22 protein-coding genes are annotated in these 23,943 nt (G+C 71.4%); 20 read left to right on the top strand and 2 right to left on the bottom strand.

The window, feature by feature from the left end; all coding sequences use genetic code 11:
* Window positions 1-12: 12 nt before the first annotated feature.
* From ACFYYF_RS22165 to nusB, 6 genes are all read left to right on the top strand, one after another.
* A complete protein-coding gene (locus ACFYYF_RS22165; protein ID WP_388778435.1) occupies window positions 13-495 on the top strand; it encodes a shikimate kinase in 483 nt (160 codons plus the stop codon).
* Window positions 492-1,583: a 3-dehydroquinate synthase gene (gene aroB, locus ACFYYF_RS22170; protein WP_361679106.1), complete on the top strand. Its 1,092-nt coding sequence runs from the start codon at window positions 492-494 to the stop codon at window positions 1,581-1,583. The genes ACFYYF_RS22165 and aroB overlap by 4 nt, the downstream gene beginning before the upstream one ends.
* Before the next feature lie 191 nt (window positions 1,584-1,774).
* Entirely contained in the window at window positions 1,775-2,671 is an 897-nt protein-coding gene (locus ACFYYF_RS22175; RefSeq protein ID WP_388778205.1) for a Pro-rich N-terminal domain-containing protein, read from the top strand.
* Between the two features lie 382 nt (window positions 2,672-3,053).
* A complete protein-coding gene (locus ACFYYF_RS22180) occupies window positions 3,054-4,160 on the top strand; it encodes an aminopeptidase P family protein (protein ID WP_361679100.1) in 1,107 nt (368 codons plus the stop codon).
* Window positions 4,161-4,219: 59 nt separating this feature from the next.
* Entirely contained in the window at window positions 4,220-4,786 is a 567-nt protein-coding gene (gene efp, locus ACFYYF_RS22185; RefSeq protein ID WP_351862521.1) for an elongation factor P, read from the top strand.
* A 2-nt stretch (window positions 4,787-4,788) separates the two neighbouring features.
* The gene (nusB, locus tag ACFYYF_RS22190; RefSeq protein WP_361679097.1) at window positions 4,789-5,223 is read left to right on the top strand and encodes a transcription antitermination factor NusB; all 435 of its coding nucleotides are present in this window, start codon (window positions 4,789-4,791) and stop codon (window positions 5,221-5,223) included.
* 240 nt (window positions 5,224-5,463) lie between these two features.
* Here nusB and bldD read toward each other — a convergent pair whose 3' ends face one another.
* Window positions 5,464-5,964: a transcriptional regulator BldD gene (gene bldD, locus ACFYYF_RS22195; RefSeq protein ID WP_037621142.1), complete on the bottom strand. Its 501-nt coding sequence runs from the start codon at window positions 5,962-5,964 to the stop codon at window positions 5,464-5,466.
* 244 nt (window positions 5,965-6,208) lie between these two features.
* Here bldD and pyrR point away from each other — a divergent pair, with 244 nt between their 5' ends.
* The 14 genes from pyrR to ACFYYF_RS22265 all read left to right on the top strand — a co-directional run bounded on the left by pyrR (window position 6,209) and on the right by ACFYYF_RS22265 (window position 23,177).
* On the top strand, window positions 6,209-6,799 hold the full coding sequence (pyrR, locus tag ACFYYF_RS22200; protein ID WP_361693821.1) for a bifunctional pyr operon transcriptional regulator/uracil phosphoribosyltransferase PyrR: 591 nt from the start codon (window positions 6,209-6,211) through the stop codon (window positions 6,797-6,799).
* Between the two features lie 82 nt (window positions 6,800-6,881).
* Entirely contained in the window at window positions 6,882-7,859 is a 978-nt protein-coding gene (locus ACFYYF_RS22205; RefSeq protein WP_382795698.1) for an aspartate carbamoyltransferase catalytic subunit, read from the top strand.
* Window positions 7,860-7,863: 4 nt separating this feature from the next.
* On the top strand, window positions 7,864-9,150 hold the full coding sequence (locus tag ACFYYF_RS22210) for a dihydroorotase (RefSeq protein WP_388778212.1): 1,287 nt from the start codon (window positions 7,864-7,866) through the stop codon (window positions 9,148-9,150).
* Window positions 9,147-9,713 (top strand): hypothetical protein, encoded by a 567-nt coding sequence (locus ACFYYF_RS22215; protein WP_388778215.1) that lies wholly within the window; start codon window positions 9,147-9,149, stop codon window positions 9,711-9,713. The genes ACFYYF_RS22210 and ACFYYF_RS22215 overlap by 4 nt, the downstream gene beginning before the upstream one ends.
* A complete protein-coding gene (gene carA, locus ACFYYF_RS22220) occupies window positions 9,710-10,882 on the top strand; it encodes a glutamine-hydrolyzing carbamoyl-phosphate synthase small subunit (RefSeq protein WP_361693828.1) in 1,173 nt (390 codons plus the stop codon). Before ACFYYF_RS22215 ends, carA begins: the two co-directional genes overlap by 4 nt.
* Window positions 10,875-14,183, top strand: coding sequence for a carbamoyl-phosphate synthase large subunit (gene carB / locus ACFYYF_RS22225; protein ID WP_361693830.1), 3,309 nt, complete (start codon window positions 10,875-10,877; stop codon window positions 14,181-14,183). The genes carA and carB overlap by 8 nt, the downstream gene beginning before the upstream one ends.
* 97 nt (window positions 14,184-14,280) lie before the next feature.
* Window positions 14,281-15,387 (top strand): quinone-dependent dihydroorotate dehydrogenase, encoded by a 1,107-nt coding sequence (locus ACFYYF_RS22230; protein ID WP_361693832.1) that lies wholly within the window; start codon window positions 14,281-14,283, stop codon window positions 15,385-15,387.
* Window positions 15,384-16,226 carry an orotidine-5'-phosphate decarboxylase gene (pyrF, locus tag ACFYYF_RS22235; RefSeq protein WP_388778219.1) on the top strand — a complete coding sequence of 281 codons (843 nt, stop codon included), beginning with the start codon at window positions 15,384-15,386 and terminating at the stop codon, window positions 16,224-16,226. The genes ACFYYF_RS22230 and pyrF overlap by 4 nt, the downstream gene beginning before the upstream one ends.
* Window positions 16,227-16,534: 308 nt before the next feature.
* A complete protein-coding gene (locus ACFYYF_RS22240) occupies window positions 16,535-16,858 on the top strand; it encodes an integration host factor (protein ID WP_016638838.1) in 324 nt (107 codons plus the stop codon).
* A 37-nt stretch (window positions 16,859-16,895) separates the two neighbouring features.
* Window positions 16,896-17,489, top strand: a complete 594-nt coding sequence (gmk, locus tag ACFYYF_RS22245) for a guanylate kinase (RefSeq protein ID WP_361693837.1) — start codon at window positions 16,896-16,898, stop codon at window positions 17,487-17,489.
* 37 nt (window positions 17,490-17,526) lie between these two features.
* Window positions 17,527-17,799 carry a DNA-directed RNA polymerase subunit omega gene (gene rpoZ, locus ACFYYF_RS22250; protein WP_003982715.1) on the top strand — a complete coding sequence of 91 codons (273 nt, stop codon included), beginning with the start codon at window positions 17,527-17,529 and terminating at the stop codon, window positions 17,797-17,799.
* Window positions 17,800-17,891: 92 nt separating this feature from the next.
* Window positions 17,892-19,094, top strand: a complete 1,203-nt coding sequence (gene coaBC / locus ACFYYF_RS22255; protein WP_388778224.1) for a bifunctional phosphopantothenoylcysteine decarboxylase/phosphopantothenate--cysteine ligase CoaBC — start codon at window positions 17,892-17,894, stop codon at window positions 19,092-19,094.
* A gap of 236 nt (window positions 19,095-19,330) precedes the next feature.
* Window positions 19,331-20,539, top strand: coding sequence for a methionine adenosyltransferase (gene metK, locus ACFYYF_RS22260; RefSeq protein WP_388778227.1), 1,209 nt, complete (start codon window positions 19,331-19,333; stop codon window positions 20,537-20,539).
* 481 nt (window positions 20,540-21,020) lie between these two features.
* Window positions 21,021-23,177: a primosomal protein N' gene (locus tag ACFYYF_RS22265; protein WP_361693843.1), complete on the top strand. Its 2,157-nt coding sequence runs from the start codon at window positions 21,021-21,023 to the stop codon at window positions 23,175-23,177.
* Window positions 23,178-23,300: 123 nt separating this feature from the next.
* On the opposite strand, the gene ACFYYF_RS22270 is transcribed toward ACFYYF_RS22265, so the two are convergent.
* Window positions 23,301-23,846, bottom strand: a complete 546-nt coding sequence (locus tag ACFYYF_RS22270; protein WP_365486159.1) for a hypothetical protein — start codon at window positions 23,844-23,846, stop codon at window positions 23,301-23,303.
* Window positions 23,847-23,943: the final 97 nt, after the last annotated feature.

Genomic DNA, 23,943 nt, shown 5'->3' on the forward strand with positions numbered 1-23,943 from the left:
CTGGTCGGGCCGATGGGGGTCGGGAAGTCCACGGTGGGCGCGCTCGTCGCCCAGCGCCTCGGCTGCGCCTACCGGGACACGGACGACGACATCGTGGCCGCCGAGGGCCGCACCGTCGCGGACATCTTCGTCGACGAGGGCGAACCCGTCTTCCGCGCGATCGAGAAGCGGGCGGTGCGGGCGGCACTCGCCGAGCACGACGGTGTGCTGGCCCTGGGCGGCGGTTCCGTCCTCGACGCCGACACCCGCGCGCTGCTCGCCGGCCACCAGGTCGTCTACCTCTCCATGGACGTCGAGGAGGCCGTGCAGCGCACCGGCCTGAACGCCGCCCGGCCGCTGCTCGCCGTCAACCCCCGCAAGCAGTGGCGCGAGCTGATGGAGGCACGCCGCCACCTGTACGCCGAAGTCGCCCGCGCGGTCGTGGCGACCGACGGCCGCACCCCCGATGAGGTCGCCCAGGCGGTCCTCGACGCACTGGAGTTGAAGGAAGCATGAGCGAGGCAGTGACCCGTGTCCAGGTCGGCGGGACCGCGGGCACCGACCCCTACGAGGTCCTGATCGGCCGTCAGCTCCTCGGTGAACTCGGCGGGTTGATCGGCGACAAGGCCAAGCGGGTCGCCGTGATCCACCCCGAGGCGCTCGCCGACACCGGTGAGGCACTGCGCGCCGACCTGGCGGAGCAGGGCTTCGAGGCCGTCGCCATCCAGGTGCCGAACGCCGAGGAGGCCAAGACCGCCGAGGTCGCCGCCTACTGCTGGAAGGCGCTCGGCCAGTCCGGCTTCACCCGCACCGACGTCATCGTCGGCGTCGGCGGCGGCGCCACCACCGACCTCGCCGGTTTCGTGGCCGCCACCTGGCTGCGCGGGGTCCGCTGGATCGCCGTCCCCACCACCGTGCTCGCCATGGTGGACGCGGCGGTCGGCGGCAAGACCGGCATCAACACCGCCGAGGGCAAGAACCTCGTCGGCGCCTTCCACCCGCCCGCCGGCGTGCTGTGCGACCTCGCCGCGCTCGACTCGCTGCCGGTCAACGACTACGTCTCCGGGCTCGCGGAGATCATCAAGGCCGGTTTCATCGCCGACCCGGTGATCCTCGAACTCATCGAGTCGGACCCCGAGGCGGCCCGCACGCCCGCCGGACCGCACACCGCCGAGCTGATCGAGCGTTCCATCAGGGTCAAGGCCGAGGTCGTCTCCGGTGACCTCAAGGAGTCGGGGCTGCGCGAGATCCTCAACTACGGTCACACGCTGGCCCACGCCATCGAGAAGAACGAGCGCTACAAGTGGCGGCACGGCGCCGCCGTCTCCGTCGGCATGCACTTCGCCGCCGAACTCGGCCGTCTCGCGGGCCGGCTGGACGACGCGACCGCCGACCGGCACCGCACGATCCTGGAGGCCGTCGGTCTCCCGCTGAGCTACCGCTACGACCAGTGGCCGAAGCTCGTGGAGAACATGAAGGTCGACAAGAAGTCCCGGGGCGACCTGCTGCGCTTCATCGTCCTCGACGGACTGGCCAAGCCGACGGTCCTGGAGGGCCCGGATCCGGCCGTCCTGCTCGCCGCGTACGGCGAGGTCGGCGAGTAACGAACGGCGCCCGCCGGGGCCGTATGGCCCGAAGGGCACCTGCTCAGCCCGTTCTGTCTCTCCTCACCGGGCACTTCGCACGGTCCCCGGCCGTTCACACAACGACGGCCGGGGAAGGTACCGTTCGGTAGCGACGGGACCGGGTCCCGTCGCTACGCGCACATCGCCTGTACGAGACGGAGTGGCACCGGATGCAGCACGCAGTGGGGGCTCCGCTGCCGCCGCCCCACCAGCCGGGGCAAGGGCCGGCCGCCGGATGGGCGCCGGCCGGACAGTACCCGGGGCAGCAGGGCCCGGCGCCCGCTCCGGGCTTCGCCGGAGCGCCGGTGCCGCCCGGCGCCCCGCCCGCCCAGGCGCCGCAGCATCACCTGCCACCGCATCAGATGCCCCCGCAGCACCCGTCGGCGCAGCCGCCGCCGCACCCGCAGGCGCCGCCCACGCCGGACACCACCGGCCATGTGCAGCTGCCTCCGGGCGTCTCGGTCACCATGCCGAGCCCGCCGCCCGCGGCGGGCGCGCCCGACCCGTCGGCGACCACGCTCGCGGTCCTGCTCATCGGCCCCGCGGGCGCCGGGAAGACCAGCGTCGCCAAGTACTGGGCGGACCACCGCCGGGTGCCGACGGCCCACATCAGCCTCGACGACGTACGCGAATGGGTGCGCTCGGGCTTCGCCGACCCCCAGTCGGGGTGGAACGACCATTCCGAGGCGCAGTACCGCCTCGCCCGCCGCACCTGCGGCTTCGCCGCCCGCAACTTCCTGGCCAACGGCATCTCGTGCATCCTGGACGACGCCGTCTTCCCGGACCGGCCGGTCGTCGGCCTCGGCGGCTGGAAGCGGCACGTGGGTCCCGGTCTGCTGCCGGTCGTGCTCCTGCCGGGCCTGGAAGTGGTCCTGGAGCGCAACGCGGAGCGCTCGGGCAACCGCAGGCTCAGCGACGAGGAGGTCGCGCGCATCCACGGCCGCATGGCGGGCTGGTACGGCTCGGGGCTCCCGATCATCGACAACTCCCAGCTCGACGTGGCGGCCACGGCCCGCGTCCTGGACGACGTCCTGGCCCGCTCGATCGCCAGCCCGCCGCAGTGGTGAAAGGGTTCGGCGCGCGTCGGTGCTGACGGGGTCCGCCTCGCTGCACAGAGGAAACGGTTCGGCCGTCGTCGGTGCCGTACGGGGCCGGTGCGCGGCCGGTGCGGAGCCGACAGGGTTCGCCTCGCGGCGCAGGGGAAACGGTTCGGCCGTCGTCGGTGCCGTACGGGGCCGACGCGCGGCGGTTGGTGCGGAAAGGACCGGCCCGCTCTCGCCGCTCGGCGGTTGGTGTGGAAAGGACCGTCCCGCCTCGCCGTTGGCGGTTGGTGCGGAGAGGACCGCCCGCTCTCGCCGCCCGGCGGTCACAGTCGTCCGTCCGGGTGCCGGGCTACCCGTCCGGCCCTCTGAACCGGCGACATCCGGCCACCGCTCGTAGGCTCGGTTCATGCCAGAGGTGTACGCGACCCGCAGAGAGCGGCTCCGGGAGCGCTGTACGGCGAGCGGCAGCGCCGCGGCGCTCGTCACCCGTCCCGCCAACGTGAGGTATCTCGCCGGCGCCGCGCCGCTCGGCGCGGTGCTGCTGCTCGGCAGCGACGAGGACATGCTGCTGTGCGCAGGCCCGCCGTCCGGCGAGGCCATGGAAGGGCGCCCCGACGAGGCGCTGGAGATCCGGGTGCTGCCCCGCGCCGGAGGCGATCCGGCCGTGGCCGCCGCCGGGCTGGCGGCCGATCAGGGCGCCGAGTCGCTCGCGGTCGAGGAACACCACCTGACCGTGACCCGGCACCGCGCCCTCGGCTCGGTCGCGCCGCGGCTGCTCCTGGCCGATCTCGGCGGCGCGGTGGAACAGCTCCGCGTGATCAAGGACGAGGAGGAGATCTCCGCCCTGCGGATCGGCGCGGAGATCGCCGACCAGGCGCTCGGTGAACTCCTCGAATCCATTCTCGTGGGCCGCACGGAACGCCATCTCGCCCTGGAACTGGAGCGCCGGCTCGTCGACCACGGTGCCGACGGGCCCGCCTTCGCGACCTCGGTCGGCACCGGCCCGAACTCGGGGCGCCGCGGCCACCGGCCCAGCGACCGGCGTGTCGAGGAGGGCGACTTCCTCTCCGTCTGTCTCGGCGCCACCTACCGCGGCTACCGCTGTGAGATCGGTCGTACGTTCGTGATCGGCACCTCGCCCGCCGACTGGCAGATCGACCTCTACGACCTCGTCTTCGCCGCCCAGCGCGCCGGCCGGGAGGCGCTGGCACCCGGCGCCGCCTACCGGGACGTGGACCGCGCGGCCCGCCAGGTACTGGACTCCGGAGGCCATACCGAAGGGCTTCCGCCCCTGACGGGGCACGGTGTCGGGCTCGAAATCGACGAGGACCCGCAGCTTGCCCCCGCGGCCATGGGTAAACTGGACGCTTGCGTGCCGGTCACCGTCGAACCGGGGGTCCACCTCCCGGGCCGGGGCGGTGTCAGGATCGATGACACGCTCGTCGTACGCCCTGAGGCGGACGGCGGACCCGAGCTACTCACCATCACGACCAAGGAACTGCTCGCGCTCTAGCCTCCGGGCCACGCGCGTGCGCCGGGGTCGTCCACGTCAGTCCAGGAGATTCCGCAACCGTGGCTTCCACGAACGACCTCAAGAACGGCCTGGTGCTCAAGCTCGACGGAGGCCAGCTCTGGTCCGTCGTCGAGTTCCAGCACGTCAAGCCCGGCAAGGGCCCGGCCTTCGTGCGCACCAAGCTGAAGAACGTGCTCTCCGGCAAGGTCGTCGACAAGACGTTCAACGCCGGCGTCAAGGTCGAGACGGCCACGATCGACAAGCGCGACATGCAGTTCTCGTACATGGACGGCGAGTACTTCGTCTTCATGGACATGGAGACCTACGACCAGCTCATGGTCGACCGCAAGGCCGTCGCCGACGCCGCCAACTTCCTGATCGAGGGCTTCACCGCCACCGTCGCCCAGCACGAGGGCGAGGTGCTCTTCGTCGAGCTGCCGGCCGCCGTCGAGCTGGTCGTCCAGGAGACCGAGCCGGGCGTCCAGGGCGACCGCTCCACCGGTGGCACCAAGCCCGCCACCCTGGAGACCGGTCACCAGATCCAGGTCCCGCTCTTCATCACCACCGGTGAGAAGATCAAGGTCGACACCCGCACCAGCGACTACCTCGGCCGGGTGAACAGCTAACCGTGGCTGCCCGCAACACGGCCCGCAAGCGCGCCTTCCAGATCCTCTTCGAGGGCGACCAGCGCGGTGTGGACGTCCTGACGGTCCTCGCGGACTGGATCCGGCACTCCCGGTCCGACACCCGGCAGCCGCCGGTCAGCGAATACACGATGGAACTGGTCGAGGGCTACGCCGGCAAGGCGCGGCGGATCGACGAGCTCATCGCGCAGTACGCCGTGGGCTGGACGCTGGACAGGATGCCGGTCGTCGACCGCAACATCCTGCGCCTCGGTGCCTACGAGCTGATCTGGGTCGACGAGACCCCGGACGCCGTGGTGCTCGACGAGGCGGTGCAGCTCGCCAAGGAGTTCTCCACGGACGAGTCGCCCTCGTTCGTGAACGGCCTGCTGGGCCGGCTCAAGGACCTGAAGCCGTCGCTCCGCCGCGACGAGGACTGACCGGCAGCGACAGCCGCCGTAGCCGGTACGTCCCCCGAGGGGACGTACGGAACACGCCGGAGGGCCCGCAGCGACCGCGCTGCGGGCCCTCCGGCGTATCCGTGTCCACGAGGCCGCGGACACGCCTGAGCGCCCGCGCAGCGGACTCCTCAGGCCCGCGGAAAGCCGCCGGGGGTGGCCGGAACCATCGAGTTCCGGCCACCCCCGGCGGCACGTTTCTGCTGAGCTGCCCTAAGGGATTCAGCCCTCGTCGTGGGCGACCGCGCGGCGCGCGTCCGCGTCCAGGACGCCCCAGCTGATGAGCTGCTCGGTCAGGACCGAGGGGGACTGGTCGTAGATCACTGCGAGGGTGCGCAGGTCGTCCTGGCGGATCGACAGCACCTTGCCGTTGTAGTCGCCGCGCTGCGACTGGATCGTCGCGGCGTAGCGCTGCAGCGGGCCCGCCTTCTCGGCCGGCACGTGGGCGAGCCGCTCGAGGTCGAGGACCAGCTTCGGCGGCGGCTCGGCGGCCCCGCCCGGAGTGGTGCCCGGCAGCAGTTCCTGCACCGGAACCCCGTAGAAGTCCGCCAGCTCGGCAAGACGCTGTACGGTGACGGCGCGGTCGCCGCGCTCGTACGAACCGACCACGACCGCCTTCCAGCGGCCCTGCGACTTCTCCTCCACGCCGTGGAGGGAAAGGCCCTGCTGGGTGCGGATGGCGCGGAGCTTGGCCCCGAGCTGTTTGGCGTATTCGCTGGACATATAGCTCCCCGGACGCTGTATCAACGTGCGGCTCCGCCGCGCGGCTGGTGACTCACTGTGAGGTTACGCAGCGTTACTCTCCCCCGTCAAGCCGAAGGATTTTCGACCGCTCCGGTGCGGGTGTCACCGGGGGTGGCTCAAACCGATGTGATCAGCCGCGTTGCCGGGCTGGTACCGTAGATGGCGCAAATCCGACGTCCTTTAATGATCCGTCCCGTGAGGCGGAGAAGGAGGTCCGTTTCCCATGGACACCCAGCACGACAAGCAGCACGACGAAGCCGATGCGCGGCCCGTTCTGGAGGCGCCCGACATCGCGCGGGTCCTGACCCGCATCGCCCACGAGATCGTCGAACGCGCCAAGGGCGCCGACGACGTGGTGCTCCTCGGCATCCCGACCCGGGGTGTCTTCCTGGCCCGCAGACTGGCCGACAAGCTCGAAGAGATCACCGACCGCAAGATCCCGGTCGGATCCCTCGACATCACGATGTACCGCGACGACCTGCGCATGCACCCGCCGCGCGCGCTGGCCCGCACCGAGATCCCCGGTGACGGCATCGACGGCCGCCTCGTCGTCCTCGTCGACGACGTGCTCTTCTCCGGCCGCACCATTCGCGCCGCGCTCGACGCGCTGAACGACATCGGGCGCCCGCGCGCCGTGCAGCTCGCCGTCCTCGTCGACCGCGGCCACCGCGAACTGCCCATCCGCGCCGACTACGTCGGCAAGAACCTCCCCACGTCGTTGCGGGAGGCGGTCAAGGTCCAGCTCGCCGAGGAGGACGGTCGCGACACCGTGCTGCTCGGTGCCAAGCGGACCTCCCCGGGCGAGCCCCGGTAGCACTCCGGCCCACGCCGTGACGTGCGCCCCGGCGCACCCGCATGCCCGAATCCTGACTGAACTTCCTTACGGAGCCTGACAGATGCAGCGTCATCTCATCTCGGCCGCCGACCTCACCCGCGACGACGCCGTCCTGATCCTCGACACCGCCGAGGAGATGGCCCGGGTCGCCGACCGGCCGATCAAGAAGCTGCCGACCCTGCGCGGCCGCACCGTCGTCAACCTCTTCTTCGAGGACTCGACCCGCACCCGGATCTCCTTCGAGGCCGCCGAGAAGCGCCTCTCCGCGGACGTCATCAACTTCACCGCCAAGGGGTCGAGCGTCTCCAAGGGCGAGTCCCTCAAGGACACCGCCCAGACCCTGGAGGCGATGGGCGTCGACGCCGTCGTCATCCGGCACGGCGCCTCCGGAGCCCCCTACCGGCTCGCCACCTCCGGCTGGATCGACGCCGCCGTCATCAACGCGGGCGACGGCACCCACCAGCACCCCACGCAGGCCCTGCTCGACGCCTTCACCATGCGCCGCCGGCTCGTCGGCCGGGACGCCGGGCTCGGCCAGGACCTGTCCGGCAAGCGCATCACGATCGTCGGCGACGTCCTGCACAGCCGCGTCGCCCGCTCCAACGTCGACCTGCTGCACACCCTCGGCGCCGAGGTCACCCTCGTCGCGCCGCCCACCCTGGTGCCGGTCGGCGTCGAGAACTGGCCCTGCGAGATCTCCTACGACCTCGACAGCACCCTCTCCAAGTCCGACGCCGTGATGATGCTGCGCGTGCAGCGCGAGCGGATGAACGCGGCGTTCTTCCCGACCGAGCGCGAGTACTCGCGTCGCTACGGGCTCGACGGCGACCGCATGGCGAGAATGCCGGAGCACGCCATCGTGATGCACCCCGGCCCGATGGTCCGCGGCATGGAGATCACCGCCGAGGTCGCCGACTCCGAGCGCTGCACCGTCGTCGAGCAGGTCGCCAACGGTGTCTCCATCCGCATGGCCGTCCTGTACCTGCTCCTGGGCGGCAACGAGCCCGCCGTCACCCACACCCGTACCGAGGAGAAGTAAGACCATGAGCAAGATCCTTATCCGTGGTGCGCGGGTGCTCGGCGGCGAGCCGCAGGACGTCCTGATCGACGGCGAGGTCGTCGAGGCCGTCGGCACCGGTCTCGCCGCCGAGGGCGCGGAGGTCGTCGAGGCCGACGGCAAGGTGCTGCTGCCGGGCCTGGTCGACCTGCACACGCATCTGCGCGAGCCGGGCCGCGAGGACTCCGAGACCGTGCTGACCGGCACCCGGGCGGCGGCGAGCGGCGGCTTCACGGCCGTGTTCGCCATGGCCAACACCTTCCCGGTCGCCGACACCGCCGGTGTGGTCGAGCAGGTCTACCGGCTCGGGCAGGAGCACGGCTACTGCGACGTGCAGCCCATCGGCGCCGTCACCGTCGGCCTGGAGGGCAAGAAGCTCGCCGAACTCGGTGCGATGCACGAGTCCGCGGCCGGCGTCACGGTCTTCTCCGACGACGGCAAGTGCGTCGACGACGCGGTGATCATGCGCCGCGCGCTGGAGTACGTGAAGGCCTTCGGCGGCGTCGTCGCCCAGCACGCCCAGGAGCCCCGCCTCACCGAGGGCGCCCAGATGAACGAGGGCGTCGTCTCCGCCGAGCTCGGACTCGGCGGCTGGCCCGCGGTGGCCGAGGAGTCGATCATCGCCCGGGACGTCCTGCTCGCCGAGCACGTCGGCTCGCGCGTCCACATCTGCCACCTGTCGACCGCCGGCAGCGTCGAGATCGTCCGCTGGGCCAAGTCCCGCGGCATCGACGTCACCGCCGAGGTCACCCCGCACCACCTGCTCCTCACGGACGAACTGGTGCGCTCGTACAACCCGGTCTACAAGGTCAACCCGCCGCTGCGCACCGAGCGGGACGTCATGGCGCTGCGCGAGGCGCTGGCCGACGGCACGATCGACATCGTCGCCACCGACCACGCGCCGCACCCGCACGAGGACAAGGACTGCGAGTGGGCGGCCGCGGCGATGGGCATGGTCGGTCTGGAGACCGCGCTGTCCGTCGTCCAGCAGACGATGGTCGAGACCGGACTGCTCGACTGGGCCGGCGTCGCCGACCGCATGTCCGTCAAGCCCGCCGCGATCGGCCGGGCCACCGGCCACGGACGCCCCGTCTCGGCAGGTGAGCCCGCGAACCTCACGCTCGTCGACACGGCATACCGTGGGACCGTGGACCCCGCTGGCTTCGCCTCGCGCAGCCGCAACACCCCCTACGAGGGCCGTGAGCTGCCGGGCCGGGTCACCCACACCTGGCTGCGGGGCAAGGCCACCCTCGTCGACGGGAAGCTCGCGTGACACCTCACCTCTCCATCGCCGCCGCCCAGAAGTCCGCGGAAGTGACCGACTGGTCCGCCCGGATCGGCTGGCTCGTCGGCCTCGCCCTCTTCGTCGCGCTCGTCTACTGGCTGATGCGCGAGGGCTGGAAGTGGCGGGGCACCCTCCAGGGCGACCTGCCCGAGCTGCCCACCGCGCCGGAAGACCCGGGCCCGGCCAGACTGAGCATGAGCGGCCGCTACCACGGCTCCACCACCGCCGGACAGTGGCTCGACCGCATCGTGGCGCACGGCCTGGGCACCCGCAGCCGGGCCGAGCTCACTCTGACGGACGCGGGACTGGACGTCGTACGCCCCGGAGCGGACGACTTCTTCATCCCGGCCGCCCAGCTCCGCGAGGCCCGGCTCGACAAGGGCATCGCGGGCAAGGTCCTCACCGAGGGCGGACTCCTCGTCGTGACCTGGGCGCACGGCGACCGGCTCCTCGACTCCGGGTTCCGCTCGGACCGCGCGGCCGAGCACAACGAATGGGCCGACACCCTGAACGACATGATCAACAAGACGGAAACGGAAGGCGCACGATGACGACCTCCACTCAGGGGAACGCCTCACAGAAGGAAAAGGCGCTTCCCGCCGTACTCGTCCTGGAGGACGGCCGGGTCTTCCGCGGCCGCTCCTACGGGGCCGTGGGGGAGACCTTCGGCGAAGCGGTGTTCTCCACCGGCATGACCGGCTACCAGGAGACCCTCACCGACCCGTCCTACCACCGCCAGGTCGTCGTGATGACCGCCCCGCACGTCGGCAACACCGGCGTCAACGACGAGGACCCCGAGTCGAAGCGGATCTGGGTCGCCGGATACGTCGTCCGCGACCCCGCGCGCGTGTCCTCCAACTGGCGCGCCCGCCGCTCGCTCGACGAGGAACTGCGCGACCAGGGTGTCGTCGGCATCAGCGGCATCGACACCCGCGCCCTGACCCGCCACCTGCGGGAGCGCGGCGCCATGCGCGTCGGCATCTTCTCCGGCAACGCGCTGCCCGACGCGGGCACCATGCTCGCCCAGGTGCGCCAGGCGCCCGAGATGAAGGGCGCGGACCTCGCCGCCGAGGTCGCCACCAAGGAGGCGTACGTCGTCCCCGCGATCGGTGAGAAGAAGTTCACCGTCGCCGCCGTCGACCTGGGCATCAAGGGCATGACCCCGCACCGGATGGCCGAACGCGGCATCGAGGTGCACGTGCTGCCCGCCACGGCCACCGCCGAGGACATCTACGCGGTGAACCCCGACGGCGTGTTCTTCTCCAACGGCCCGGGCGACCCGGCCACCGCCGACGGTCCCGTCGCGGTCATGCGGGAGGTGCTCGCCCGGAAGACCCCGCTCTTCGGCATCTGCTTCGGCAACCAGATCCTCGGCCGCGCCCTCGGCTTCGGCACGTACAAGCTGAAGTACGGCCACCGCGGCATCAACCAGCCCGTGCAGGACCGTACGACCGGCAAGGTCGAGGTCACCGCGCACAACCACGGCTTCGCCGTCGACGCCCCGCTCGACAAGGTCTCCGAGACCCCCTACGGCCGCGTCGAGGTCTCCCACGTCTGCCTCAACGACAACGTGGTGGAGGGCCTCCAGCTGCTCGACCAGCCGGCCTTCAGCGTCCAGTACCACCCCGAAGCGGCGGCAGGACCGCACGACGCCGCCTACCTGTTCGACCGCTTCACGTCTTTGATGAACACAGTCCCGATGGAGGGCCAGCGTGCCTAAGCGCACCGATATCCAGTCCGTCCTGGTCATCGGCTCCGGCCCGATCGTCATCGGCCAGGCCGCCGAGTTCGACTACTCCGGCACCCAGGCGTGCCGCGTCCTGCGCGCCGAGGGCCTGCGGGTCGTCCTCGTCAACTCCAACCCGGCGACGATCATGACCGACCCGGAGATCGCCGACGCCACCTACGTCGAGCCGATCACCCCCGAGTTCGTCGAGAAGATCATCGCCAAGGAGCGGCCCGACGTCCTGCTGCCCACCCTGGGCGGCCAGACGGCCCTCAACACCGCGATCTCCATGCACGAGAACGGTGTCCTGGAGAAGTACGGCGTCGAGCTCATCGGCGCCAACGTCGAGGCCATCAACAAGGGCGAGGACCGCGACCTGTTCAAGGGCGTCGTCGAGGCCGTGCGCCAGAAGATCGGCCACGGCGAGTCCGCCCGCTCGGTCATCTGCCACTCCATGGACGACGTCCTCAAGGGCGTCGACACGCTCGGTGGCTACCCCGTCGTCGTGCGCCCCTCCTTCACCATGGGCGGCGCCGGCTCCGGCTTCGCCCACGACGAGGACGAGCTGCGCCGCATCGCAGGCCAAGGACTCACGCTCTCCCCGACCACCGAGGTGCTCCTGGAGGAGTCCATCCTCGGCTGGAAGGAGTACGAGCTGGAGCTGATGCGCGACAAGAACGACAACGTCGTGGTCGTCTGCTCCATCGAGAACTTCGACCCGATGGGCGTCCACACCGGCGACTCCATCACCGTCGCCCCGGCCATGACCCTGACCGACCGCGAGTACCAGCGGCTGCGCGACATCGGCATCGCGATCATCCGCGAGGTCGGCGTCGACACCGGCGGCTGCAACATCCAGTTCGCGGTCAACCCCGACGACGGCCGCATCATCGTCATCGAGATGAACCCGCGCGTCTCGCGGTCCTCGGCCCTCGCCTCCAAGGCGACCGGCTTCCCCATCGCCAAGATCGCGGCCAAGCTCGCCGTCGGCTACACGCTCGACGAGATCCCGAACGACATCACCGAGAAGACCCCGGCCTCCTTCGAGCCGACCCTCGACTACGTCGTCGTGAAGGCCCCGCGCTTCGCCTTCGAGAAGTTCCCCTCCGCCGACTCCACCCTGACGACCACCATGAAGTCGGTCGGCGAGGCCATGGCGATCGGCCGCAACTTCACCGAGGCGCTGCAGAAGGCGCTGCGCTCGCTGGAGAAGAAGGGCAGCCAGTTCACCTTCGTGGGCGAACCCGGCGACAAGGCCGAGCTGCTGCGCGAGGCCGTCCGCCCCACCGACGGCCGCATCAACGCCGTCATGCAGGCCATCCGCGCGGGCGCCACGCCCGAGGAGGTCTTCGAGTCCACGAAGATCGACCCGTGGTTCGTCGACCAGCTCTTCCTGATCAAGGAGACCGCGGACGAGCTGGCCGCCGCCGACAAGCTCTACCCCGAGCTGCTGGCCGAGGCCAAGCGGCACGGCTTCTCCGACGCCCAGATCGCCGAGATCCGCGGGCTGCGCGAGGACGTCGTCCGCGAGGTGCGGCACGCGCTGGGCGTGCGCCCGGTCTACAAGACGGTCGACACCTGCGCCGCCGAGTTCGCCGCGAAGACGCCGTACTTCTACTCCTCCTACGACGAGGAGACCGAGGTCGCTCCGCGCGAGAAGCCCGCGGTGATCATCCTGGGCTCCGGCCCGAACCGCATCGGCCAGGGCATCGAGTTCGACTACTCCTGCGTCCACGCCTCCTTCGCGCTCAGCGACGCCGGCTACGAGACCGTGATGGTCAACTGCAACCCCGAGACCGTCTCCACGGACTACGACACCTCCGACCGCCTGTACTTCGAGCCGCTGACGCTGGAGGACGTGCTGGAGATCGTCCACGCGGAGCAGCAGGCCGGCCCGGTCGCCGGTGTCGTCGTCCAGCTCGGCGGCCAGACCCCGCTCGGCCTGTCGCAGGCGCTCAAGGACAACGGCGTGCCGATCGTGGGCACCTCGCCCGAGGCGATCCACGCCGCCGAGGACCGCGGCGCCTTCGGACGGGTCCTCGCCGAGGCCGGCCTGCCGGCCCCCAAGCACGGCACCGCCACCACCTTCGCCGAGGCCAAGGCCATCGCCGACGAGATCGGCTACCCCGTCCTCGTCCGGCCCTCGTACGTCCTCGGCGGACGCGGCATGGAGATCGTCTACGACGAGACCCGGCTGTCCTCGTACATCGCCGAGTCGACCGAGATCAGCCCGTCCCGGCCGGTCCTCGTCGACCGGTTCCTGGACGACGCGATCGAGATCGACGTCGACGCGCTGTACGACGGCGAGGAGCTCTACCTCGGCGGCGTCATGGAGCACATCGAGGAGGCCGGCATCCACTCCGGCGACTCGGCGTGCGCCCTGCCCCCGATCACCCTCGGCGGGTTCGACATCAAGCGGCTGCGCGCCTCGACCGAGGCCATTGCCAAGGGCGTCGGCGTGCGCGGCCTGATCAACATCCAGTTCGCGATGGCCGGCGACATCCTCTACGTCCTGGAGGCCAACCCGCGTGCCTCGCGCACGGTCCCCTTCACCTCGAAGGCGACCGCGGTGCCGCTCGCGAAGGCCGCCGCCCGCATCTCGCTGGGCGCGACCGTCGCCGAACTGCGTGCCGAGGGCCTGCTCCCGGCCAACGGCGACGGCGGCACCCTGCCGCTCGACGCGCCGATCTCCGTCAAGGAGGCCGTCATGCCGTGGTCGCGCTTCCGCGACATCCACGGACGCGGCGTCGACACGGTGCTCGGCCCGGAGATGCGCTCCACCGGCGAGGTCATGGGGATCGACTCCGTCTTCGGCACGGCGTACGCCAAGTCGCAGGCCGGCGCGTACGGCCCGCTGCCCACCAAGGGCCGCGCCTTCATCTCGGTCGCCAACCGCGACAAGCGCTCGATGATCTTCCCGGCGCGTGAACTCGTCGCCCACGGCTTCGAGCTGATGGCCACCTCCGGCACGGCCGAGGTGCTCAAGCGCAACGGCATCCACGCCACGATCGTGCGCAAGCAGAGCGAGGGCGAGGGCCCGAACGGCGAGAAGACCATCGTCCAGCTCATCCACGACGGCGAGGTCGACCTCATCGTCAACACGCCGTACGGCACCGGCGGCCGCCTCGACGGCTACGAGATCCGCACGGCGGCCGTGGCCCGCTCGGTCCCGTGCCTGACGACGGTGCAGGCGCTCGCCGCCGCCGTCCAGGGCATCGACGCGCTCAACCACGGAGACGTGGGCGTGCGCTCGCTCCAGGAACACGCCGAGCATCTGACCGCGGCGCGCGACTAGCGGCCCCCAGGGGGACACCGGAAACGGTGTCCCCCTCTTCATGAGCCCCCGCCCCTTCCAGAGGCGCCCCTCACCGCGCTCCTCTAAGGACACGATCATGTACAAGCTGTTCTTCGACCTCGTCTTCAAGCGGATGGACCCGGAGCAGGCCCACCACCTCGCCTTCCGTTGGATCCGGCTCGTCGCCCGCGTCCCCGTCCTGCGCACCTTCGTCGCCGCCGTGCTCGCCCCCCGCCACGAGGAGCTGCGCACCGAGGCGTTCGGCCTGCGCATGCACGGGCCCTTCGGCCTCGCGGCGGGCTTCGACAAGAACGCCGTGGCCATCGACGGCATGTCGATGCTCGGCTTCGACCACATCGAGATCGGCACGGTCACCGGCGAGCCGCAGCCCGGCAACCCCAGGAAGCGGCTGTTCCGCCTCGTGCCGGACCGCGCGCTGATCAACCGCATGGGATTCAACAACGAGGGCTCCGCGGCCGTCTCCGAGCGCCTGGCGGCCCGTACGCCCGTGTTCAGGACCGTCGTGGGCGTCAACATCGGCAAGACCAAGGTCGTCCCCGAGGAAGAGGCCGTCGGCGACTACGTGAAGTCGACCGAGCGCCTCGCCCGGCACGCCGACTACCTCGTCGTCAACGTGTCGTCCCCCAACACCCCCGGCCTGCGCAACCTCCAGGCCACCGAGGCGCTGCGGCCGCTGCTCAGCGCCGTGCGCGAGGCCGCCGACCGCTCCGTCACGGGCCGGCGCGTCCCGCTGCTCGTCAAGATCGCGCCCGATCTCGCCGACGAGGACGTCGACGCGGTCGCCGACCTCGCCGTCGAGCTCGGCCTGGACGGGATCATCGCCACGAACACGACCATCGCGCGCGAGGGGCTCGGGCTGACGTCCGACCCCTCCGTGGTGAAGGAGACCGGCGGACTGTCCGGCGCGCCCCTGAAGGCACGCTCCCTGGAGGTCCTCAGGCGCCTCTACGCGCGCGTGGGCGACCGGATCACCCTGGTGGGCGTCGGCGGCGTCGAGAACGCCGAGGACGCCTGGCAGCGCATCCTGGCCGGCGCCACGCTGGTCCAGGGCTACAGCGCCTTCATCTACGAGGGTCCCTTCTGGGGCCGCGCCATCCACAAGGGGCTCGCCGCCCGCCTGCGGACGAGCCCGTACGCCACCCTCGCCGACGCGGTCGGCGCCGACGTGAGGAAGCCCGCATGACCCTGGAAGCCTTCGGCGCACGCCTTCGCCGTGCCATGGACGAGCGCGGTCCCCTGTGCGTGGGCATCGACCCGCACGCCTCCCTGCTCGCCGACTGGGGACTCGCCGACGACATCGCGGGCCTGGAGCGCTTCAGCCGTACGGTCGTCGAGGCGCTCGCCGAGCGCGTCGCCGTCCTCAAGCCGCAGAGCGCGTTCTTCGAGCGCTTCGGCTCGCGCGGGATCGCCGTCCTGGAGAAGTCCGTCGAACAGGCGCGGGCGGCCGGCGCGCTGGTCGTGATGGACGCCAAGCGCGGCGACATCGGCTCGACCATGGCCGCGTACGCCGAGACCTTCCTGCGCAAGGACGCGCCGCTGTTCTCGGACGCGCTCACGGTGTCGCCGTATCTCGGCTACGGCTCGCTGAAGCCCGCGGTGGAGCTGGCGCGCGAGAGCGGGGCCGGGCTCTTCGTCCTCGCGCTCACCTCCAACCCGGAGGGCGGCGAGGTGCAGCACGCCGTCCGCGCGGACGGGCGCAACGTCGGAGCGACGATGCTCGCGCACCTGGCCGCCGAGAACGCGGACGAGAGGCCGCTCGGCTCCTTCGGGGCGGTCGTCGGAGCGACCCTCGGCGATCTCTCCTCCTACGACCTGGAGATCAACGGCCCGCTCCTCGCGCCCGGCATCGGTGCCCAGGGGGCGACCGCGGCGGATCTCGCGGGTGTCTTCGGGGCCGCGGTGCGCAACGTCGTCCCGAACGTGAGCCGGGGTGTCCTGCGTCACGGTCCCGACGTCATGGCCCTGCGGGAGTCGGCCGAGGGGTTCGCGGAGGAGATCAGGGCGGCCGTCGCGGCCGCCTGAGCGTTCCGACAGCCGTTCGAGAGCCCTCCGGCGAGTGCGTTCGGGAGTCCCCGAGTCTGGATACACCCTCAAATCCGGGGAGGAATGTCGTAAATGTCGGGCTCCAGGGAGGCTGACCAGGACTTTTCCTTCGTTCTCGCTGACTCCGGCGCACTTGCCCGCTAGTCTCCGACGAGTGGGAGCACCTCCCGGGCCGTCAAGGCAGCAGGGAGAACGGGCGAGCGTGTTGCCCAAAGCTCCCAGGTGTGGGGCGACTAGGTTCCTCACCGGTCCGTATCCGACAGTTCGACATCCGAGGTGACGTAGGCGTGGCTCTTCCGCCCCTTACCCCTGAACAGCGCGCAGCCGCGCTCGAAAAGGCCGCCGCGGCTCGCCGGGAGCGGGCCGAGGTCAAGAATCGACTCAAGCACTCCGGCGCCTCTCTTCATGAGGTCATCAAGCAGGGCCAGGAGAACGACGTCATCGGCAAGATGAAGGTCTCCGCTCTCCTGGAGTCCCTGCCGGGCGTGGGCAAGGTCCGCGCCAAGCAGATCATGGAGCGACTCGGGATCTCCGAGAGCCGCCGCGTCCGCGGTCTCGGCTCGAACCAGATCGCCTCTTTGGAGCGCGAGTTCGGCGGTTCCGGCGCCTGAGTCCTGGACACACCGGGATTGCTGGAATAATCGCTGCATGGCTGCAACACCCCGGGGGACGTCCCCCGTACCCCCGGACGTACGTCCGCGGCTGACCGTGCTCTCCGGCCCCTCGGGGGTCGGCAAGAGCACGGTCGTCGCTCATATGCGCAAGGCGCACCCCGAGCTCTGGCTCTCGGTGTCGGCGACGACGCGCAAGCCGCGCCCCGGCGAGAAGCACGGAGTCCACTACTTCTTCGTCTCCGACGACGAGATGGACAAGCTGATCGCCAACGGCGAGCTCCTGGAATGGGCCGAATTCGCCGGCAACCGCTACGGCACTCCGCGTGCCGCGGTCACGGAGCACCTGGAGTCGGGCAAGCCGGTCCTCCTGGAGATCGACCTCCAGGGGGCCCGGCAGGTCCGCGAGTCCATGCGGGACGCGCTGCTCGTGTTCCTGGCCCCGCCCTCCTGGGAGGAGCTGGTGCGCAGGCTCACCGGTCGTGGCACCGAACCGCCCGAGGTGATCGAGCGCCGCCTGGAGGCGGCCAAGGTCGAACTCGCCGCCGAGCCGGAGTTCGATGTCACCCTGGTCAACACCTCCGTCGAGGACGTGGCGCGCGAGCTGCTAGCCTTGGTGGAAGTTGTTTGATCTTTCAGGTCAATTTCCACCTTTCGGAAGGCAGAGCGTGTCCTCTTCCATCACTGCTCCCGAGGGCATCATCAACCCTCCGATCGACGAGCTCCTCGAGGCCACCGACTCGAAGTACAGCCTCGTGATCTACGCGGCCAAGCGCGCCCGCCAGATCAACGCGTACTACTCGCAGCTCGGCGAGGGCCTCCTCGAGTACGTCGGTCCGCTCGTCGACACCCACGTCCACGAGAAGCCGCTGTCGATCGCCCTGCGCGAGATCAACGCGGGTCTGCTGACCTCCGAGGCCGTCGAGGGCCCCGCTCAGTAGTCGTAACAAACGCTCATCCCAGGCCCGGCGGCGCGACTGCCGGGCCTGTGGTGTGTCATGGAGTCGTACGTTTCCGAGCCCGGGGAGAGACGGTGTCCAAGCCGAAGGTCGTTCTGGGGGTCAGCGGTGGCATCGCCGCGTACAAGGCCTGTGAGCTGCTGCGACGACTGACCGAGTCGGGTCACGACGTACGGGTGGTGCCCACCGCCTCCGCGCTGAACTTCGTCGGCGCCGCCACGTGGTCCGCGCTCTCGGGGCACCCCGTGTCCACCGAGGTCTGGTCGGACGTCCACGAGGTCCCGCACGTCCGCATCGGGCAGCACGCCGACCTCGTGGTGGTCGCCCCCGCGACCGCCGACATGCTCGCGAAGGCCGCCCACGGGCTGGCCGACGACCTCCTCACCAACACCCTGCTCACCGCCCGCTGTCCGGTCCTCTTCGCGCCGGCCATGCACACGGAGATGTGGGAGCACCCGGCCACCCAGGAGAACGTGGCGACCCTGCGGCGCCGCGGCGCCGTCGTCATCGAACCGGCCGTGGGGCGCCTGACCGGCGTCGACACCGGCAAGGGGCGGCTGCCCGACCCGGGGGAGATCTTCGAGGTCTGCCGCCGTGTGCTCGCGCGCGGTGTCACCGAACCGGATCTCGCCGGACGGCACGTCGTCGTCAGCGCCGGCGGCACCCGTGAGCCCCTCGACCCGGTCCGCTTCCTCGGCAACCGTTCCTCCGGCAAGCAGGGGTACGCCCTCGCCCGCACCGCCGCCGCGCGCGGCGCCAGGGTCACCCTGATCGCCGCCAACACGGGTCTGCCGGACCCGGCCGGTGTCGACGTGATCCAGGTCGGCACGGCCCTCCAGATGCGTGAGGCCGTGCTCAAGGCGGCCTCGGACGCCGACGCGCTGGTGATGGCGGCCGCGGTGGCGGACTTCCGCCCCCAGGCATACGCGGCCGGGAAGATCAAGAAGCAGGATGACATGGAACCGGAGCCGATCGTTCTGGTCCGCAATCCGGACATCCTCGCGGAGGTCTCCGCGGACCGCGCGCGCCCCGGCCAGGTCGTGGTCGGATTCGCCGCCGAGACCGACGACGTCCTGGCCAACGGACGGACGAAGCTGCGGCGCAAGGGCTGCGATCTCCTGGTGGTGAACGAGGTGGGGGAGCGCAAGACCTTCGGTTCCGAGGAGAACGAGGCCGTGGTGCTCGGAGCCGACGGGAGTGAGACCCCGGTGCCTCACGGACCCAAGGAAGCCTTGGCCGAGACCGTGTGGGACCTGGTGACACGCCGACTGGCGTAAGACCACCCCTGTCACTCCCATCACACAAATTGCGCAAATTCGGGCGTGGCGACCCTGGCGGAGAGTAGTGACGATGGCGCAGAATGCCCGTGCCGCAGGTCACAGGCCTTCCGAGAGGCGAGACAGGGGTCCCGCGGCCGAGTGCGACCGATAAACTGTTCTCGGACGACGCCGGGCGCAGCCCCCGGCCGTCCACCAATGATCAGCCAGCAGCCGCTGCAACCACAGGGAGCGTTGTGTCCCGTCGCCTGTTCACCTCGGAGTCCGTGACCGAGGGTCACCCCGACAAGATCGCTGACCAGATCAGCGACACCATTCTCGATGCCCTTCTGCGCGAGGACCCGACGTCCCGGGTCGCCGTGGAGACGCTCATCACCACCGGCCTGGTGCACGTGGCCGGTGAGGTCACGACCAAGGCGTACGCGCCGATCGCCCAGCTCGTCCGCGAAAAGATCCTGGAGATCGGCTACGACTCGTCGAAGAAGGGCTTCGACGGAGCGTCCTGCGGCGTGTCGGTGTCGATCGGTTCCCAGTCCCCGGACATCGCGCAGGGTGTCGACACGGCGTACGAGTCCCGCGTCGAGGGTGACGAGGACGAGCTCGACCGGCAGGGTGCGGGCGACCAGGGCCTGATGTTCGGGTACGCCACCGACGAGACCCCGAACCTGATGCCGCTCCCGATCCACCTCGCGCACCGGCTCTCGCGCCGGCTGTCCGACGTCCGCAAGAACGGGACCATCCCGTACCTGCGCCCCGACGGCAAGACCCAGGTCACCATCGAGTACGACGGCGACAAGGCGGTCCGTCTGGACACCGTGGTCGTGTCCTCGCAGCACGCCTCGGACATCGACCTGGACTCCCTGCTCGCTCCCGACATCCGCGAGTTCGTGGTGGAGCCGGAGCTGAAGGCCCTCCTGGACGACGGCATCAAGCTGGAGACCGAGGGCTACCGCCTGCTGGTGAACCCGACCGGCCGCTTCGAGATCGGCGGCCCGATGGGCGACGCCGGCCTCACCGGCCGCAAGATCATCATCGACACGTACGGCGGCATGGCCCGCCACGGCGGCGGCGCCTTCTCCGGCAAGGACCCGTCCAAGGTCGACCGCTCCGCCGCCTACGCGATGCGCTGGGTCGCGAAGAACGTCGTCGCCGCGGGTCTCGCGTCGCGCTGCGAGGTCCAGGTCGCCTACGCGATCGGCAAGGCCGAGCCGGTGGGCCTGTTCGTCGAGACCTTCGGCACCGCCAAGGTGGACGCCGAGAAGATCGAGACCGCCATCACGGACGTCTTCGACCTCCGTCCGGCGGCCATCATCCGCGACCTCGACCTGCTCCGCCCGATCTACTCGCAGACCGCCGCCTACGGCCACTTCGGCCGCGAGCTGCCCGACTTCACGTGGGAGCGGACGGACCGGGTGGACGCGCTGCGCAAGGCCGCGGGCCTGTAGTCCGCGAGGACATCGTCACGGCGTGAGGCCCGGCACCCCTTGAGGTGCCGGGCCTCACGGCTGCCCGTCCCGCCCGCGGGGGCGGTGTCCGGGCCCCACCAGTGTCCCGAGAGCGTGTGCCGGGGGCTTCCGTACCGGCCGCGGAAATGCGCTGGCCCGGGCCGGACCGGAGTCCGTACGCTGATGATCTCCCGGTGCGAAGGCCGCGGTTACTTCGGTGGAGTGCGCCCATGGCGTGCGGTGAATCTGGAACGCGTACCGCTGCCGTCCTGATCTCGGGAGACTCCACGCCGCCCGTCCGGTGCGACGGCCTCGGATACTTCCGGGTGATGTCCCCTCGCAGGTTCGAATCCTGCTGCCGGTCCCCGACCGGTATGGCCGAGCGGCCCATGGCAGAAGCGTCTTCACGGCGTTCGCGATCCGCGGCCGGCCTGATCTCGGGCGGGCGGCGCTGTCAGTGCGGTCTGGTAGGAATACTGCTGTGAGCAGCGCGAACGGGGGATCCGACGACAGCGCGGGCGGCGCGCAGGACGCACCGCCCGAGCAGCTTGCGCTGATCCGGGAGGCCGTGCGGCAGGCCAAGGCACCGAAGGCCAAGCCCCGGACCTGGCGGGGTGCCCCGCTGGCGAAGAACCTGCCCGTCGCACGGGTGCTCGTCGACAAGGGCGTGCTGCACCTCGACCGCTACTTCGACTACGCCGTGCCCGAGGACCTGGACGAGGCCGCGCAGCCGGGCGTGCGGGTCCGGGTCCGCTTCGGCGCCGGCGGACGCAACGTGCGCGAGGGCCGGCGCGAGGGCGGCGGTCTCATCGACGGATATCTCGTCGAGCGGGTCGCCGAGTCCGACTACTCCGGGCCGCTGGCCGCCCTCGCCCAGGTCGTCTCGCCCGAACCCGTCCTGGGACCCGAACTGCTGGGTCTGGCCCGGGCCGTCGCCGACCGGTACGCGGGATCGCTGGCCGACGTGCTCCAGCTCGCCGTGCCGCCCCGGCACGCCCGTGCCGAGGCGCGGGAGTCGCCCGCGCCCCCGCCGCCGCCCGCCGCACCCGATCCCGGGAGCTGGCGGCGGTACGGACGCGGGGCGGACTTCCTGGCCTCGCTCGCCTCCGGCGGCGCCCCGCGTGCCGTGTGGACGGCGCTGCCCGGCCCCGAGTGGGCCGAGGAGATCGCCCGTGCGGTGCAGGCGACGCTCGCCTCCGGGCGCGGCGCGCTCGTCGTCGTACCGGCGGGCCGGCCCGCCTCCCGCGTCGACGCGGCCCTCAAGGCCCTGCTGGGAGAGGGGCAGCACACCGTGCTGACCGCCGACGCCGGACCGGAGCGCCGCTACCGCGACTGGCTCGCCGTTCGGCGCGGGTCCGTCCGCGCGGTGGTCGGCACCCGGGCCGCCATGTTCGCGCCCGTACGGAACCTGGGCCTGGTCGTCGTCTGGGACGACGGCGACGAGGCGCACAGCGACGACAACGCTCCCTTCCCGCATGTCCGGGAAGTGCTGGAGCTGCGCGCCTCGCGTGACAAGTGCGGCTTCCTGCTGGGGAGCTGGACCTGCACGGTGGAGGCGGCGCAACTGGTCGAGAGCGGCTGGGCGCTGCCGCTCGCCGCCGACCGGGAACAGGTGCGCGCCGCCGCGCCGCTCGTGCGGACCGTCTCGGACGGTGATCTCGCCCGCGACGAGGCGGCGCGGGCCGCCCGGCTCCCGAGCCTCGCCTGGCAGGCCGTCAGGGAGGGGCTGAAGCAGGGTCCCGTGCTGGTCCAGGTGCCCCGGCGGGGCTATGTGCCCCGGATGGCCTGTGCGCGGTGCCGGGAGCCCGCGCGGTGCCGGCACTGCGCGGGGCCGTTGGAGGCGCAGGACGCCCAGGAGCTGCGCTGCGGCTGGTGCGGGCGGGACGAGAGGGCCTGGCACTGCCAGGAGTGCGGCGGGTTCCGGCTGCGGGCGCAGGTCGTCGGCGCCCGGCGGACCGCCGAGGAGCTGGGGCGGGCGTTCCCGGCCGTGCCGGTGCGCACGTCCGGGCGGGAGCAGGTGCTGGACACGGTGTCCGCGACGCCCGCCCTGGTGGTCAGCACGCCGGGGGCCGAACCGGTCGCCGAGGGCGGGTACGCGGCGGCCCTGCTGCTCGACGGCTGGGCCATGCTCGGGCGGCCCGATCTGCGGGCCGGCGAGGACGCGTTGCGCCGGTGGACGGCGGCCGCCGCGCTGGTCCGTCCGCAGGCGGCGGGAGGCACGGTCGTGGTCGTGGCGGAACCGACCCTGCGGCCCGTGCAGGCGCTCGTGCGGTGGGACCCGGTCGGGCACGCGGTGCGTGAACTCGCCGAGCGGGCCGAGCTGGGCTTTCCGCCCGTGTCCCGGATGGCGGCGGTGTCCGGGGCGCCGGAGGCGCTCGCCGGGTTCCTCGCGGCGGCCGAACTGCCGCGTGACGCCGAGGTACTGGGGCCCGTACCGCTTCCGGCCGGTGAGGCTGGGCGGCCACGGCGGCCCGGGGGACCGCCTCCCGGGGAACCCGGGGAGCGGGTGCTCGTCCGGGTGCCGCCGGGCAGTGGCGCCGCGCTGGCGGCCGCGCTGAAGAGTGCCCAGGCGGCGCGCATGGCCCGCGGGGGCGGTGAGCCCGTACGCATCCGGATCGATCCGGCGGACATCGGGTGAGGTGCGGCCGGTCTCGGGTGAGGTCTGGCCTGGGGGTGAGGTCCGGCCTGTGCGGGGTGAGGTTGTCATGGGACTGCCCCCCGGGGCCCGGTGCCGGGAGGCAGTTGGCGTCTGCGGGGTCGGTCAGCCGTTGCGCGGGCCCGGGAAGGCCGTGGGCCTCGCTTCGTCGCGGAGCGTCGGGCTGCCGGCCGTCGGCTGGGTCGGCATGGAGCGGGCGGCGGGGACGGTCGGCACCGAGGGGATCGTGGTGTTGACGGTGACCGGGCGTGTGTCGGCCGCCGTCTCCGTGGCGCGCTCCGCCTCGGCGGCGGCCTGGGCGGCGGCGCGGCGGGCGCCGTAACGCCGGTGCACCGCCTGCTTGGTGACCCCGAGGGCCGAGCCCACCGCGTCCCAGGAGAAGCCGAGGGAGCGGTCGAAGTCCACCGCGGCGGTGACCAGTGTCTCGACGCTGTCCCGCAGTTCCTGGGCGAGGCGGACGGTCGGGGCGGGAGCGCGTCCGTACACGACGAAGCCCGTGGAGGGGCCGGCGCGGCGCGGGCGGTAGACGTTGCCCAACTGGGCGGTGAGCGTGCGCAGTGCGTCCACCTGCCGACGGACCCGCTCGATGTCCCGCACCAGCAAGTGCAGGCTGGCCCGAGCCTGGGCGTCGTGGGTTGCATGGTCGGCCATGAACAAGCCTCTCGAACCGGCGTTGAAAGGGATCGGGCCGCTGGTCCGCGGCCCACGGTGGTCAACTCTTTCTTGACCAACGCGTGGACGGGTGAGT

Origin of the sequence: Streptomyces sp. NPDC001914, from assembly GCF_042891215.1 — a bacterium.
Classification (GTDB): Bacteria; Actinomycetota; Actinomycetes; order Streptomycetales; family Streptomycetaceae; genus Streptomyces.

What these genes read in the sequence shown, in the direction of transcription:
- carA (WP_361693828.1), top strand. Translation starts at nt 9,710, where the DNA reads ATGACGACCTCCACTCAGGGGAACGCCTCACAGAAGGAAAAGGCGCTT.
- pyrR (WP_361693821.1), top strand. Translation starts at nt 6,209, where the DNA reads ATGGACACCCAGCACGACAAGCAGCACGACGAAGCCGATGCGCGGCCC.
- ACFYYF_RS22165 (WP_388778435.1), top strand. Translation starts at nt 13, where the DNA reads ATGGGGGTCGGGAAGTCCACGGTGGGCGCGCTCGTCGCCCAGCGCCTC.
- gmk (WP_361693837.1), top strand. Translation starts at nt 16,896, where the DNA reads ATGGCTGCAACACCCCGGGGGACGTCCCCCGTACCCCCGGACGTACGT.
- ACFYYF_RS22210 (WP_388778212.1), top strand. Translation starts at nt 7,864, where the DNA reads ATGAGCAAGATCCTTATCCGTGGTGCGCGGGTGCTCGGCGGCGAGCCG.
- ACFYYF_RS22205 (WP_382795698.1), top strand. Translation starts at nt 6,882, where the DNA reads ATGCAGCGTCATCTCATCTCGGCCGCCGACCTCACCCGCGACGACGCC.
- ACFYYF_RS22175 (WP_388778205.1), top strand. Translation starts at nt 1,775, where the DNA reads ATGCAGCACGCAGTGGGGGCTCCGCTGCCGCCGCCCCACCAGCCGGGG.
- ACFYYF_RS22180 (WP_361679100.1), top strand. Translation starts at nt 3,054, where the DNA reads ATGCCAGAGGTGTACGCGACCCGCAGAGAGCGGCTCCGGGAGCGCTGT.
- bldD (WP_037621142.1), bottom strand. Translation starts at nt 5,964, where the DNA reads ATGTCCAGCGAATACGCCAAACAGCTCGGGGCCAAGCTCCGCGCCATC.
- pyrF (WP_388778219.1), top strand. Translation starts at nt 15,384, where the DNA reads ATGACCCTGGAAGCCTTCGGCGCACGCCTTCGCCGTGCCATGGACGAG.
- aroB (WP_361679106.1), top strand. Translation starts at nt 492, where the DNA reads ATGAGCGAGGCAGTGACCCGTGTCCAGGTCGGCGGGACCGCGGGCACC.
- ACFYYF_RS22230 (WP_361693832.1), top strand. Translation starts at nt 14,281, where the DNA reads ATGTACAAGCTGTTCTTCGACCTCGTCTTCAAGCGGATGGACCCGGAG.
- ACFYYF_RS22270 (WP_365486159.1), bottom strand. Translation starts at nt 23,846, where the DNA reads ATGGCCGACCATGCAACCCACGACGCCCAGGCTCGGGCCAGCCTGCAC.